Genomic DNA, 14,301 nt, shown 5'->3' with positions numbered 1-14,301 from the left:
TGCAAAAACCTTAATGGTGTTTTAAGGAGACATGCAATAAATCGTGTTACTTTTCAGGAACGCTGTGTTTGATTCTTGTTTTCTTCGTTAAAGTCAATGTTTATAAGGTTTTTATACTTATGTTCATAACGAAAAAATCCTAAACTTGGACATTGTATTAATTTTAACTCTCATTAAACGTTGATTTATCAAGGTATTTTAACAATATGTAAATATATGGTTGATGGTGTTTTAAGGAGCCATATATAAATAGTGTAATCAAAACAACGGAAACGAGAACAAGTTAAAACCAGCATAAATCCTTGTATAATAAGGGTTTTTATTAACTCACGAAATAAATTAGATGTGTGTTTAAAGGGGATAAATGCTACCGCTTTAGAAAACACTTAAATAACCATATAGTATATAGGTTTTTTGATAGTCTAAGTTTTTTTATATAGTGATAGAATACCCAACTTTTCATTGAATCTATGTTTCAACGTGGGTTGAATGAAGGATTGGTTATCCTTCGTAACAACTTAATATCCTCTCTTTACAAATAGAGTGACGTGCTTAATTTTCAGCATGTCTCTTTTTTTTGTAAAAAATTTTACTGAGGATATACCCAAATCAAATTAGAGAGGATGGAATGAATGGAATTTACACCGGAACAACAGGCTCACATTGATCAGATGTTAGCCGATACAAAGACAACATGGGAGACAGAGGTTTTAACTCCGCTTACTACTGAACGTGATGGCTTGCTTCAATTTAAACCTGTCGATAAGTCTGATGCAGAAAAGGCACTGGAACAACGTGAAGCAGATTTGTTCAAAAAAGAAGTTGGCTTGGAATTAAAAGCCAATAAGATGGATGATTTTGCTGAGTTTTTAAATGTGTCCAATGCTGATGAATTGAAGGTTAAGGTTACTCAACTTAACAAGATTTTAGAAGCCAGAAAGATTAACAATGCCTATGTCCCTGAAGACCACAAACAGACAACCGCCTATGATCAAGCAGCCGCTAAGAATGATGTAAACGGCATGATCGGTGCAAAATTAGCAAAACTGTTCAACTAAACCCAAATAGAAAAGGATGATTAATAATGTTTAAAACTACTAACCTTACTGCCGGAGAAAAAATTTCACTGGTGAATGAAATTACAAAAATCGGAATCCAAGACACTCCTCTTACTTCACTGTTGATGGCGAAAGGACTTGTTGGTAAAGCCAACGGAACTGTTCAGACTTGGAGAGAAAAATCCCTTGATACAACTTCTGATATCGGAGCAATTGAAGGATCTGAAACTCCTGTTTTTTATGAATCTGCTCGTGCTGAGTTAAACAACATTCTAGAAATCTTCAGTAAAGGTGTATCCATCTCTGGTACACAAAATGCTATCAACGTAACTGGTCAAGGTAACGTATTTTCAGGTGAAGTTGCTGACCGTCTACTTGAAATCAAAGTGGCAATGGAAAAAGCCATTACGTCTGGTACACGTAATGATGCTTCTCTAACTCCTTTCATTCGCCGTATGGATGGTCTTGAAAAGTGGGCGCATGCTTCTAACCTGCTTACTGGTGCAGCGAGTGGTATTGTGACTGAGGATGAAGTTAAAAACACAGTTAAGAAACTATGGACGCAAGGAAACCAATCTGGTCAATACTTCGCATTGGTTAATGCTGACCTGAAGGAAAAGATTGATGCCTTGTACAAAGATAAATACAGTTACATCGCACAGCAAAATGTGTTTGGTCTGATTGTTGATACCATTCGCACAAACTACGGTAGCCTGAACCTTGTCCTAAGCAGACATGCTTCTGTTGATAAAATGACTATCTTTGATGCTGGCATGTTGTCCCTGGACTATCTCCGTCAACCTGAGTTTGAAGCACTTGCAAAAGTTGGCGATTCTGTACGTGGTTTGGTTACAGCAGAAGCAACTCTACGTGTAGGTTCCAAGAAAGCCGTTGCCCAATACACATTGAAAGCCTAATACATAATCAATAGGGGAGTAGTTTTAAACTACCCCCTTTTATTTTTATAAATTTATTTAGGGAGATATCAATCATGAATGATCGAATGGAGTGGAAAATTAAAAGGATTCAGCGCCAAATTAAACAGAATACAGTAGCAGCACATTTACAATGTTCCAGTACACTCATATCTCTGTATGAGAATAACAAAGGCGACATGTCAGAATACAGAATCAACCAATATAAGCAATATATTAGCAATAACTAAAATAAAACAAGGTAGGTGTCAAAAATGGATCGACTATTTATTTAACTCCCTTTGTGACTGTGATTGGCTACTGTAAAAGGTAAATCCAAACCAATCGTCATTACATAGGGAGCACCAAAGTAAGAGTTAGGTGATTTTTTATCCATCTAACTATGCAAAAACAACTCAAAGACAAATTTCCACAATGGTGCAATGACTCAGAACAAGGTAATTACAACCTCTACATGTCGAATGATTTAGATTCTCTTCTCTCCTGTTTGTATCTGAAGCATATCAAAGGTTATGAAGTCACACGTTTCTATGATTTCTATAACATATATGAAACTCAGAACAACAATAAAGAGTTCATTGGCATTGATATGGCTCTTGAACAAGGAAAAGTATGGGACAATCATATTACCCGACTTAATAGAATGGATATTGCAAACCCCGAATCAGCAAACATTAACTCCGTTTCAGATATCAATCGCAAGAATTACCGCACAAAGTATGCAGGGTCTACAGTGCTTCAAATCCTCAGTTACTATAACATTCCACTACCTCAGAGTAGAGAAGGTAAACTAATACTCCTATCCATAGACAGTTCATATGCTGGTTACTACAATAGTGATTTTCAACACGTATGTTTGAATTGGCTTGAACAATTAGAGCTATATGAGTTGATAGACATATTAAAATCAGGAATATCAATGAACGAATTCAAACGAGTCAAACAGCAATATAATCTAGGATCAGTAATAAGGGTAAATGAAAATGGAATATTACAAACAGAAATTAACCTTGCAGCCATGCAGGGCTTATTTGAGTTTCCATTAGATTTATCAGAAGAGAAGTTTACAAGGACTCATACGTTTGAAACGACTGGATGCTGGACTATGGGCAAGTTTGATAACAACGGTAAAGATGAGATTAAAGATTTGTACAGTATCGCTTTAACGAGTAAGGATAAATTTAAATGGACATCGGGATGCATGGCTATTAATTAAATTGTTGAGGGTACGTAATAATTTCGTATCCTCTCTTTCTATTCACAACTAAAGGAGATAAATAAAATGGAAAATACACAACGCTATTTTTACTGTTATGACAAACGGCTACGTAATCAGTTAATGAAGAATAAGCAATCATACATCTGTTCAGGACTCCATCAACAAACATTAAATCCATTCTGGCAGTTCCCATTCACGGAAGAATTGGAGCGTGTCATTACAGAGTATAATGACAAAAAGAAATCGTAATAATATCACCCTAAAAATAGTGTGACAAAATGAAACCTAAAAACCGTTGATATATAAGGTTATATGTCATTATATTTGACAAAACACCTAAAAGGGTACACAATTGCCCATAATAGTTTGACAAAATAAAATAAACGGTATACATTTAGGAGATATAAGTTTGACAAAATGACCCAAAAACGGATATATACTGTTTTTGTGAAAATCTCCTAAAAAAGCCTTGTTTCATAAGGGTATTTTAATATTTATACATAATATGTCATTTGACAAAACGACAAAAAGGGTACGCTTATATCTTATAATAGTATGACAAAATGACGCTAAAACGGATATATTATTAATATATATAATAAACTAGATATAAATATATTAATATTTCCTAGTGTAACGCTACGCTTATTCCCTAGTGATTAAATTTCAACTTCGTTTAAGGATTAAGTTCAAAAGAGGTAAACCTTAAAGTTCAAGGTCAAAAGCACTTGAACATGTATTAATTGTATTTTAATTCTCTACTCTTATTCAACTTTATACATTATAGATTTATAAATTAGTCAGGAGATGTTTTATTATGAAATTTGTAGATAGTCACATTAAGGTTAAATCTAATTGGTTTGACAAAGGTAATACTTTTAGCAAGGTTGGTGCAGATGCTTTCCTTCTTTATCTAACACTGTATAGATACCATATTTATAATCAAGATAAATGTACATTTGCAACCAGTATGAAAATGCTGAAGAAAGAAACGGGTTTTACTATTGATAAAACTAAAGAGTTGTTTAAAATTCTTATTCGTTACAAAGTTATTCAATGCTCTGTCACAAGATGGGATAGATATGAAGATGACGGATTTATGCTTGTTACAGCGCTTGATCTCCCCAATACAAAAAGAGAAAAAGGGAACAAGGGAAATGAATACGATGCTCCTGTTACAGATGCAGACCATTATATTAGTATTGATTTGAAATTGATGCAATATTACTTAGATAACGGTTTAGGATGTTCCGAGATTGCCTTTTACTGTTTAATTCGTAAGTATAGTAATAACAACGAGAGAAAATGTTGGATGTCTATTAATAAAATGGCTGACACTTTAGGGTTCTCCAATGATAAGGTACATAAGATGGTTCATACGCTCAACCGTATGAGATTGATGGGTTCAGAGTATAGACAAAACGGAACACGGACGATAAACGGTGTCAAGAAAATGTCTTATCGGTTTGAGCATGTTATTTTCGGTAATATCACTACTTTAGATAGTTTGAGAGAATCATTCAAATCAATTATTGATAAGAATATCAAAAAATGGGATAAACAAAAGGAAAGAAAGAATAAAGTCAAAACAAGTGTTAACCCCTTTATTGATGATGAATTGAACTCCGATGATATCGTCATAGAAGAACAGGAAGATTATGAACCATTGAATGACTACCTGAACATGAGTGACGACAATCCATTCTAAGCATCAATTCATAAGAGTAATTAAACAAATCCGAACGTCAACTATAAAGGTAAGGTAATTGGGAGGGTGAGCAATCGACCCTTCTTTTTGTTATTCAATTATAAGGAAATCAAAGGAGATAATATTTTGAAGAAAATTAAAAAGGTAATGGATAAAGCATTCGTAAAATTGATGTTGGTGATTGTTTATATTTGTTTCGGATATATGCTTTCCAATCTAATATTTAGTATTCGTGATCTAATCAAAGGTGTTTACCATATCTTTACAGGAGGTTAAACTATGACAATTTATGATGTGTTAAAGAAACTACCATATAAAAAACAACTATACATAAAGTACAAATTTAATATCTGGATGCAAAATGAGCGGAATATGACTGAGGAAGAGTTTCTGAAACAGGTTGATTTAAAAGGCATGGGAACATACTACCGTTGGGAGCGGAGTCCTGAATATAAACATATCGTTTCAATTGTATTAGCAGCGAAACAGGCAAATGATTTGTTAACGATATATGAGAATTTGAAAAAGAAAGTTGAATCAGATCCCAATCCTAAAGATATTGAAATGATGCTCAAACTAATGAAAGAAATTAACTTGCATAACAAGGAAGCAGAGAAATTCTTTGCGTCTGATAAGGATGAAAATGATAAGGATGATGATTTGGAGTTGTAGAGCGATGTGATACAAATAATTTTAATAACGAAAAGTAAGTGAGGTGTCTTGTCATTTTGCAAAGATACCTCCTCTACTCCACTTTATCGTTATTGAGTTTAAGAGTCACAGTAGCGATTTGCTATTGAGTATGACTGATCAAAGTCCCATAGAAAGGAGGTGCTAAATTGGAAAGAACAGATATATTTATTAAATCAACAATTGGAGTTGTCACAGGATTAGTGTCGTGGATGATAGGTGGTTTTGGATTAGTTTTCACTGTGCTGATTGGTCTTATGATGATAGATTTCATAACTGGGTTCATGGTCGGTATATATGAAAAGAATATAAACAGTCGAATCGGCACATTAGGATTGATTCGTAAAACATATGTAATTTTATTGATCGGCGCTGTGTTCATGGTTGAATCTGCTGTATTGGGGAGCAATGGAATAATCACAGACGGAATATCAGGTGCATTCGTGGTAGTGGAACTGGTGAGTATTGTTGAAAATGGCGGTAAACTTGGAATTAGATTGCCTGACAAAGTTAAGGATTTGATTCTCGTACTGAAAAATAAGGATAAATCAGAAATTGAATAATAATACACAGGAATGTATGAAGACGCTCTTTCATCTTGACGGAGCCTCTTTTTTGCGTTCAGAAAGGAGTATTCATGGCAGTGGCAGCGGTTAAAAAGAAGAGTAAATTTGATATGGTAATGGATGATTTTAAGGCGTTTGCCAAGAATTTTATTAAGATCGTCGACAATGAAGGTAATACTATCCCCTTCCTGCTAAACAAAGAACAAGCAGAGTTTGTAGATACGATGCAGAAGTTTAATATTATTGCCAAGTCAAGACAGATCGGATTTTCCACAATGTCATTAGGTATCTGTTTATATAATGCAGTCAAATATCCCAATACAAACTATATGATTGTATCGTTATCGGGCGAATCTGTAACTTCACTTTTTGAAAAGTTAAAGTTTATGAATGATAACCTTCCAAGAGAGAAATACCCCTTCCCTAAGACGATGAGAGACAACCGTGGTGAATTAGTATTAGAGAATGGATCGAGGGTTCAAGTAGCAGCCAGTGATGGTAAATCAATTGGGCGTGGTAATACATATCAATACATATTGATTAGTGAGATGGCTTTCTATGGTGGCGACCAAACAAAGGTATTAACCTCTCTAGAGCAAGCACTTGCCAAGAATAATACAAGTAGGCTCGTGATTGAGACAACTGCTAACGGTACAGCAAACTATTATTATGAATTGTTTATGAAGAGTTGGAAAGGTAAAACCAACTATATAGCATTCTTCTATGGGTGGACTTCTGATGCTTACAAGGAACAGTTCAGATTTGAACATGATACTGCTGAGGAATGGTTTAAGTTAAATAACAAGGGTCAACGGTTAATGGCAAAGGATTTAACGGATGAGGAAAAACGAATACATAATATGGGCGCTAATTTAAGAATGTTGATGTGGAGACAGTGGAAACTATCCTCTATGCAATTGATTGACTTTCAAACGGAGTATCCCTCCTATCCAGAAGAAGCATTTAAAACGAGTGGTCAGAATGTATTTGATCAATCTAAGATTCTTGAACGCATTGAGAATCTTCTCCCTCCTCTCTCCAGAGATGAACTGAAAACTGAATTACCTGATACGCTACTCAAATATATCGGCAGAGGTTTGAATGTCTACCATTTGCCTAGACGTAATGTCAAATATTACGGTGGTAGTGACGTTTCTAGTGGTTCAGGTGGTGACTCATCAAGTTTATCGTTAATGGATTCTGATGGAGTTCAGGCGTTAGCATTTGCTAATAATAAAGTGAGCGTATATGAGTTTGCAGAGTTCCTAAATGCAGTTGGACGCTATTATAACTACGCCTTTCTTGCCGTTGAAAAGAACAGTTACGGCTTACCTGTCATAGAGCGACTTAGAAACGATTATCACTACATGAATTTATATAAACATAAGACGTTTGACCAAAAGGGTAATAAGAAATTTATCCTTGGTTGGCTTACTACGGATAAAACTAAAGCAATCATGATAAGTGACTATAAGGAATCATTTGAGAAAGGTTTAATCCTTGTTGAAGATAAGGACACCTTACAACAAATGATTCTTTTTGTTGAGCAAAACGGCAAAATGGGCAACGTCAAAGGGAAAAACAATCATGATGACTTGGTTATCAGTCATTCATTAGCAGTTCAAGCAATGAAAAATAACAAATGGTATGTCTAAAAAGGAGCGTGTGAGATGAGTAAAATTGAAGAATTTATTAATGACTTTGGATATAGCAATCAATGGTTCGTTGAATATGTCAATGAAGTCAACAATCAGATGAGAGTTATGGGGATATTGGATATTAAAGAATACATATCAGGTTTGCACGATATTAATAATCGTCCTAATGAAATGTTTAACGGTAAAGAGTTCATTTCTAGGCGTGTGGTGCTCCAATATGCCAAGCGTTTACTTGAGTATGGGACTGCATTTTTAATCGGTAATAAAGTCACTCTAACAGGCAATGAGAGTGTTGTAGAAGCCGTTAAAAGTGTTTATAAAAACGGATATGATAAACTCGACTTTGATTTAGTACATAGTGTTAATCGGTATGGTAATTCATACGAGTATGTTTATGTTAAGGATGGCAAGATTACAAGCAAACTAATAGATGTGGCTGACTCTTTCCCTGTTGTATCCTCTGAGAATGAGTACATTGCATTTGTTGAGTCATACACGGTTAGCAATGTGACATTTTACAACGTCTACTATGAAGATAGAGTTGAGAAGTATTCTAATAATGGTGGAACATTACAAAGTCGTGGAACATTTGCTAATCTGAGTGGATTACCTGTCCTGTATCGAAATGATAATCCAATTGATGATGTGTATGGACGAAGTGATTTGTTGGACTATAAGAGTATATTGGATTCGATGGAGGACTTGATTAGTAAGAGTACAGATGCTTTCTACAAACATATTACAGGGATTCCTGTGATTAAAGGGCAGCAACTTACAGGTGACAAACTACCTACATCAATAGTTGGTGCTGGATTGGTACTGGATTCAGATGCAGAGTTTACATTTGAACAGAATCAATTTGATCATCAAGCATTTGAGACGTTATATAAACACCTTATGATGAGTCTACTTGATGTGAGTTCAACGCCTGGTGTTGTATTGGGTAAGACAGATATCAGTAATCTGAGTGAGGTTAGTATTAAACTATTGTTTAGTTTGAGCAATCTTAAAGCCATGATCGGTGAGAAGTATATTAAAGAAGGCATGAAGCAACGTAATGATAAGATTAGACGATTGTTAGAGATGCAGGGTGTTGTATTTGTAGATGCTGAGTGGGATACATTGGATATTGTGTTCCAGTATGCTATGCCACAATCTGAGAAGGATGTTATTGATAATCTGAAGGTGTTAAAGGATATGGGAGCAATTAGCGTAGAAAGTATCTTGGGACACTCACCGTATACAACTGATGTGAATAGCGAATTGGTAAGATTAAGTGAAGAAACTGTAAAGAATGATACTGTTGTCGATGATGGAAATAAAGATTAATAATAATGAATACGATTAATAAGATAGGACTTGTAATATATAAGAGTATATATAGCGTGGAACATTCCCCGTGGAACAATAGTGATTCGCGCACACTCGTTATCGTATAATTTTAGGGTGTGTGTCTCTCTATTATATATAGGGAATCCAGAATTTTTTATATCATCAATTTGGATTCAATTTCCATTTAAATTTGATCTATTATCTCCATATTATTCCATTTATAGCCTATTTCCTGTCTAGATGCTACATAACTATACTTGTGTAGCATCTGGGGCTTCTAAATGGTATAGAATATATCTTCCATGCCAAATAGACCATCAACTTGGATAGTTAGCGGTCTAATTATCGACTAATATTATCCAATTGGCTGAATCTGGACGCTGATTTGTACTATTATACATATGATTTACCAATCAATTAGAGTGATTATCAGGTGCGTTACCCCAAACTTTAAAAAGAGTGCTCTAGCATATGGGTTTACACATGAACAAAAAATTGGAACATTTCCCCACCTATCGTATAATGTTTAAAGAAGTGGGGGATAAAATTGCTAAGAATTTTTTTTGATAACGATGTTTTTATTCATTCGATCAGAGAGTATTTAGAATATGATAATGAGTATGAATTATTATCTCTACTTACTATCGTTAAGGTTGAAGCAAGAAATGATTTTAATGATTATGGATTGGATATTAATCCATATAGACACGATCTACTATTAAAAGTCCCTGTAACAAAAATAAAGGAACTTAGTATCCAAACTGAAAAACTTCGTCCATATATTAATGAGATTTGCCAAACTTTTGGAGGCATTTATATTAATCAAATTATGGTCGGATTATTGACATCTAAAGAACAACAAGAAGTTGAAAAAGTTTCATTATTAGATCACCATTTAAACTTTTATCATAATCTAATTAAAGTGGTGTCCAATGCAACTATTGATGACATAGAGAAAACATACATAATCGAATCATGTAATTGCTTGTTGAATGGCAATAATTTAGCAGCAGCAACAATGCTCGGCTGCGCTATTGAACGGGTTGTAATTCTGCTTGCAAATTCTTGTCTTTTATATTTGGAAAATGGAAATGGTTCTGAGCAAGAACTCAAAAACTTTACTGATAAAGTAATAAATAGGAAAAATGCAAATGATAGGTTGAGTGGACTTATTAATTTTGTGAAACCAAAAAAGGATTTATTTGCTGAAAACGGGTTTGAAAATGTCGAGATACATTTATCGCATTTTGATTTTATTAGGCAGTTAAGAAATGAAGCAGGACATCCGACTGGAACAATTATTTCTGAAGAAGATCTATTCAACCACTTAATTTACTATAATGATATATTTAAAAAAACACATAAAATTATCGAATTCCTTCAAAGAACATAAATTCTAAAAAAAAGGGAATTGTCCCCTTCTGTCGAATTGCAAGTTATTAGGAGAGTGATAATAAAATGAATTATAATCAATTTATTAATGAAATTACTGAATCCGATGCAGACGATTGGTTATATGACGATGATTCAGGTAGGTATGTATTTAAAAATAATTTGGCTATCACTATAGTAAACGATAGAGACTTTTCATCTGAATTCTTCGAGGATTGGGTTAATAATTACTCAGATCCCACTGCTTATGCTAAAAGATTTTTATTACAATATCATAATTCAACAATTGAAGCATTTTATGCAGCAGCAGTTGATGGATATAGGATGTATATCCCATACCCTAGAAGACCAGAAATGAGTATTACAAGGACTCAATTTGAAATTGGTAGAATTATCAATGCACTTAATGTTGGTAACCATCTACAGGATTATTTAAGTATGGCTGGAATATCAATCTTGAAGTAGTTTTATAAGACACTCTCCCAAGAGTGCTTTTTATTTTGCCTATTCATCTCCCCCTGCTACTTTCAGACCACTAACCATATAATTTCCTAATTCTATAGACCCACTCATGACTAAATGGTAGAATTTAGGTAAAATGTATGAGGAGGTTTAATGTGTTTAAACCGAGAAAATATATTGTGGGTGGTTTTATTGGATTGATAGTTGTTAGCGGAATTAGTGGATGTGGAGGAAATAATAAAAATAACACTTCTCCCACTAAAAACGAAGTTAAGGCACAGACCGTTGTAGTTACTTCGCCTTTACCTACTACCCCCACTTCTCCAGAACAAACTAAACTATATGAGTACATAACTAATCAAAAATGGGCTGAAGCAAAAAAGTATATGAGTGACAGTGACTTACAAGGTGTTGCGGATTTAGAAATGCTACAATCATATGTTGATATTAGAATAGAATTTTCTATCTTGAGTAATAGCAAAGATGAAGTTAAACTGTATGAACCAATTTTAGGAAGAATCAATAAACTTAATATTGATGAATACACTGGTGAGTTGAAAGATCAGATGAGTGAGTTTGTTGAAGTTTTTCAGAAAGAGCGAAATGATTATTATGATTTGGTTAAAAGAAACAAAGAAGCACATGCAGATAAAAAGAGTAAACAACTTGAACTAGTCAGATGGAATAAAATAAAAAATGCAATTAATCAAGGTGATTTTAATACTGTTATCTCAGAAACTGTGATGATGAAAGATGTTAATGAGGATTTCTCTGCTGTTTATAACTTTGCACAATCAAGTGTTAGTGGGCAAAATGGTGATGATGAAATGATGTTTTATTATTTAAATGAAATCCCAATAAATTATAACGGAAAACTTTCTGATTTAATTCTAAAACAAAAGTTGCAGTTGAAAACAAAAGAAGAATGGGCAAAAGATTATATTAATCAGAGAAAATATAAGTCTGTTAAGTCCTCAAATGAGAAGGAAGCCGAATCTTTATTGACATCCCCATCTATAGGAATGTCTGCAAATGAGTTATTAAACTCAAAATGGGGTAAGCCTAAGGATATTAACAAAACAATCACTGAATACGGCACATCTGAGCAATGGGTTTATTCAGATTATAGGTATGTTTACTTAGAAGATGGAATTGTAACCGCTATTCAAAATTAATAACTATTTCGAAGCCTACTCTAACCCAGTAGGTTTTTTCTATGTCCAAAATAACCTATACAAAGGAGCACTTACATGAAATTCACTGAACGCCTTCAACTAGAAACACAAGGTATCACTCTCTCCCCTGTTGAATTATCTATCTATCTTGCAGAAGAGGGAGTTACCAATCCTGAACTGGATTATGATCCATCATCTAATACCAGTAAACGCCAAATCTATTCAGCAGCGTTGTCCATTCTAAATAGTATTGCAAATAATCCTTCAATGATGAAATCATATAAAAGTGACGATATCACTATCACTGATTTTGCGGATTCAATTCAAAACAGAATAAATCAACTCGAACGGAAGATACGCATGATGTCCGTTACAGAGGATTCATCCAGCAACAGTTCAACATTCATGCTGTTCAATTCATAAGAAAGGAGCAACCCAATGTTTGATTTATTCAGTAAGTCCGATACAGACAATTATGAGTTTATTCAGAGTCAAATTGGTTCTGACGTACTCATTAATGATTCCTCAACAGTCACAAGAGCATTAGTCACCAATACGAATCTTGAACAAAACTATGACGATAAAAAGATATCCTCCCTATCACCTCTTAATCGCGGTGATCTTGTTGTTTATGAAGGCAAAAAATATATGATCATCTCTGAAATCAACACTCAACGCTCTAACAAATTTAAAGGAATAATGCGCCGTTTACCTCATACTGTAATTGTTAATTCGGCATGTCATTTTATTCATGTAGATTGTTATATTACTGTAAGTAATTTAGGTGTGACAGAGGGAAAGGTATTATCTGTACTAGATGGGGAGATTACTGTTTTTACTAAAGAGTATTATAAGGAATTGGGGCTTAAAATTGATTCTAAGTTCTTTGTTGATGGTCAAAAATTCAAGGTCACAGGAATTGATACATTTAGCAAAAAAGGAATTTTAATATTATCCTGTGAAAAGGATTCAATTGATACGGTTGCAGACGATGTGATTAATGGGATTGCAGGAGGATTATCTTGTACTGTAGATATTACAAATGCTTCAACTTCTGTAATGATTGGTAACACGCTTCAATTGGCTTGGACAAGCACAAACAATGTTCCAGTCACATTTACATCATCTAGCAATGCAATTGCCACTGTGAGCGCTACAGGGCTTGTAACTGGTGTTACTGAAGGTAGTTTTACGGTTACAGTTGCAAACAGTACAAATGGATTTATCTATGATACATTAGCCATTTCCGTCTATGCGCCTGAAGTCTATACAATGTCACTCTATAACACAGTTAATAAGCATAACATGGCTTACAATGAGCAAATCATTATCAATAAGAATGTATATTTGAATGGTGCAACTATCACTGATAAGACAGTCACATATTCATTGGTTTATGCTGATCAAATTACAGCCGTTCCTTCTACTGTTGCAACAATCAGTGTTGATTCAGATAATATTGCCACTGTAACAAACCTGAATGCTGGAACAGTAGATGAATCTATTTATGTTAAGGCAGTCCTTGATAATAATAATTCAATTGTTAATTACTACGCTTTGACATTGGCTTATCAGGTGACAGTTACAAAGACAATTACTCTATCTCCAATGAGTGCAACCTATGTTGAAATAACGAGTGGTTCTAGTGTAGGGAAAACATTCACAGCAACGGTATCTAGTGGAGTTGAGAATTGTGGATGGGCAATATTTGCAGATGATAAAGTAAGTTCACCTGACCCAACCGTTTATTCAATTCTGAGTCAGACGACATCAACTATTCAAATTAAAGGATTGAAATATACGTATTATATCCAATTAAAATGCTATTTGTTGAGTGATCCAAGTGTGAGTACTTGGCAGCGGATTAGAATTAAGAGCGCAATCTAAGACCACTATCTTCCTGATTTGGATAGAACACTTTACATTTAGGATAGACCACTTTATAATACAACTATCAAGTTCTTAAATTTGATGGTCGATTAATTATAAACGTTGTCGGAGTAAGGTTGAATCACATTTCCTATCGGTCATTCTTGACAGGGTAGGGGTCATGGGTTCGAATCCCATCCGTCCTATACGTGGAAAGCCTTATTCTATAAGGCTTTT

The 14,301-nt window shown here is 34.3% G+C and carries 15 protein-coding genes; all 15 read left to right on the top strand.

All coding sequences use genetic code 11. The features are described 5' to 3' along the window. Positions 1-632 precede the first annotated feature (632 nt). The 15 genes from PWYN_RS17520 (at position 633) to PWYN_RS28225 (ending at position 14,082) form a co-directional block, all read left to right on the top strand. The gene (locus PWYN_RS17520; RefSeq protein WP_036654688.1) at positions 633-1,058 is read left to right on the top strand and encodes a hypothetical protein; all 426 of its coding nucleotides are present in this window, start codon (positions 633-635) and stop codon (positions 1,056-1,058) included. Between the two features lie 26 nt (positions 1,059-1,084). Then, a complete protein-coding gene (locus PWYN_RS17515; protein ID WP_036654685.1) occupies positions 1,085-1,975 on the top strand; it encodes an SU10 major capsid protein in 891 nt (296 codons plus the stop codon). 74 nt (positions 1,976-2,049) lie between these two features. Beyond that, positions 2,050-2,223, top strand: coding sequence for an XRE family transcriptional regulator (locus PWYN_RS29295; RefSeq protein WP_157261208.1), 174 nt, complete (start codon positions 2,050-2,052; stop codon positions 2,221-2,223). Positions 2,224-2,447: 224 nt separating this feature from the next. Then, the gene (locus tag PWYN_RS17510; RefSeq protein ID WP_157261207.1) at positions 2,448-3,209 is read left to right on the top strand and encodes a hypothetical protein; all 762 of its coding nucleotides are present in this window, start codon (positions 2,448-2,450) and stop codon (positions 3,207-3,209) included. 66 nt (positions 3,210-3,275) lie between these two features. Next, complete coding sequence (locus PWYN_RS17505; protein ID WP_036654680.1) at positions 3,276-3,461, top strand: hypothetical protein; 186 nt, start codon at positions 3,276-3,278, stop codon at positions 3,459-3,461. 568 nt (positions 3,462-4,029) lie between these two features. Beyond that, entirely contained in the window at positions 4,030-4,920 is an 891-nt protein-coding gene (locus tag PWYN_RS17500) for a helix-turn-helix domain-containing protein (protein ID WP_036654679.1), read from the top strand. A 279-nt stretch (positions 4,921-5,199) separates the two neighbouring features. Beyond that, complete coding sequence (locus PWYN_RS17490) at positions 5,200-5,592, top strand: hypothetical protein (RefSeq protein ID WP_036654675.1); 393 nt, start codon at positions 5,200-5,202, stop codon at positions 5,590-5,592. A gap of 167 nt (positions 5,593-5,759) precedes the next feature. Then, positions 5,760-6,173 (top strand): phage holin family protein, encoded by a 414-nt coding sequence (locus tag PWYN_RS17485; RefSeq protein WP_036654673.1) that lies wholly within the window; start codon positions 5,760-5,762, stop codon positions 6,171-6,173. 74 nt (positions 6,174-6,247) lie between these two features. Further along, entirely contained in the window at positions 6,248-7,831 is a 1,584-nt protein-coding gene (locus PWYN_RS17480; protein ID WP_036654671.1) for a terminase large subunit, read from the top strand. A gap of 15 nt (positions 7,832-7,846) precedes the next feature. Further along, a complete protein-coding gene (locus PWYN_RS17475; protein WP_036654669.1) occupies positions 7,847-9,163 on the top strand; it encodes a phage portal protein in 1,317 nt (438 codons plus the stop codon). A gap of 550 nt (positions 9,164-9,713) precedes the next feature. Continuing rightward, the gene (locus PWYN_RS17470) at positions 9,714-10,559 is read left to right on the top strand and encodes a hypothetical protein (protein ID WP_036654667.1); all 846 of its coding nucleotides are present in this window, start codon (positions 9,714-9,716) and stop codon (positions 10,557-10,559) included. 65 nt (positions 10,560-10,624) lie between these two features. After that, positions 10,625-11,023 carry a hypothetical protein gene (locus tag PWYN_RS17465; RefSeq protein WP_036654665.1) on the top strand — a complete coding sequence of 133 codons (399 nt, stop codon included), beginning with the start codon at positions 10,625-10,627 and terminating at the stop codon, positions 11,021-11,023. A 152-nt stretch (positions 11,024-11,175) separates the two neighbouring features. Then, a complete protein-coding gene (locus PWYN_RS17460; RefSeq protein WP_036654662.1) occupies positions 11,176-12,195 on the top strand; it encodes a hypothetical protein in 1,020 nt (339 codons plus the stop codon). 75 nt (positions 12,196-12,270) lie between these two features. Continuing rightward, positions 12,271-12,618, top strand: coding sequence for a hypothetical protein (locus PWYN_RS17455; protein WP_036654659.1), 348 nt, complete (start codon positions 12,271-12,273; stop codon positions 12,616-12,618). Between the two features lie 15 nt (positions 12,619-12,633). Next, on the top strand, positions 12,634-14,082 hold the full coding sequence (locus PWYN_RS28225) for an Ig-like domain-containing protein (RefSeq protein ID WP_052088080.1): 1,449 nt from the start codon (positions 12,634-12,636) through the stop codon (positions 14,080-14,082). Positions 14,083-14,301 lie beyond the last annotated feature (219 nt).

Source organism: Paenibacillus wynnii (assembly GCF_000757885.1).
In the GTDB taxonomy this organism is placed as follows: Bacteria; Bacillota; Bacilli; order Paenibacillales; family Paenibacillaceae; genus Paenibacillus_AQ; species Paenibacillus_AQ wynnii.
Note: the sequence above shows the minus strand (reverse complement) of the source record. Positions and strands in the feature narration are given on the sequence as shown.

Coding starts and splice junctions, on each gene's coding strand:
- PWYN_RS17520 (WP_036654688.1), top strand. CDS start 633: ATGGAATTTACACCGGAACAACAGGCTCACATTGATCAGATGTTAGCC.
- PWYN_RS17515 (WP_036654685.1), top strand. CDS start 1,085: ATGTTTAAAACTACTAACCTTACTGCCGGAGAAAAAATTTCACTGGTG.
- PWYN_RS29295 (WP_157261208.1), top strand. CDS start 2,050: ATGAATGATCGAATGGAGTGGAAAATTAAAAGGATTCAGCGCCAAATT.
- PWYN_RS17510 (WP_157261207.1), top strand. CDS start 2,448: ATGTCGAATGATTTAGATTCTCTTCTCTCCTGTTTGTATCTGAAGCAT.
- PWYN_RS17505 (WP_036654680.1), top strand. CDS start 3,276: ATGGAAAATACACAACGCTATTTTTACTGTTATGACAAACGGCTACGT.
- PWYN_RS17500 (WP_036654679.1), top strand. CDS start 4,030: ATGAAATTTGTAGATAGTCACATTAAGGTTAAATCTAATTGGTTTGAC.
- PWYN_RS17490 (WP_036654675.1), top strand. CDS start 5,200: ATGACAATTTATGATGTGTTAAAGAAACTACCATATAAAAAACAACTA.
- PWYN_RS17480 (WP_036654671.1), top strand. CDS start 6,248: ATGGCAGTGGCAGCGGTTAAAAAGAAGAGTAAATTTGATATGGTAATG.
- PWYN_RS17475 (WP_036654669.1), top strand. CDS start 7,847: ATGAGTAAAATTGAAGAATTTATTAATGACTTTGGATATAGCAATCAA.
- PWYN_RS17465 (WP_036654665.1), top strand. CDS start 10,625: ATGAATTATAATCAATTTATTAATGAAATTACTGAATCCGATGCAGAC.
- PWYN_RS17455 (WP_036654659.1), top strand. CDS start 12,271: ATGAAATTCACTGAACGCCTTCAACTAGAAACACAAGGTATCACTCTC.
- PWYN_RS28225 (WP_052088080.1), top strand. CDS start 12,634: ATGTTTGATTTATTCAGTAAGTCCGATACAGACAATTATGAGTTTATT.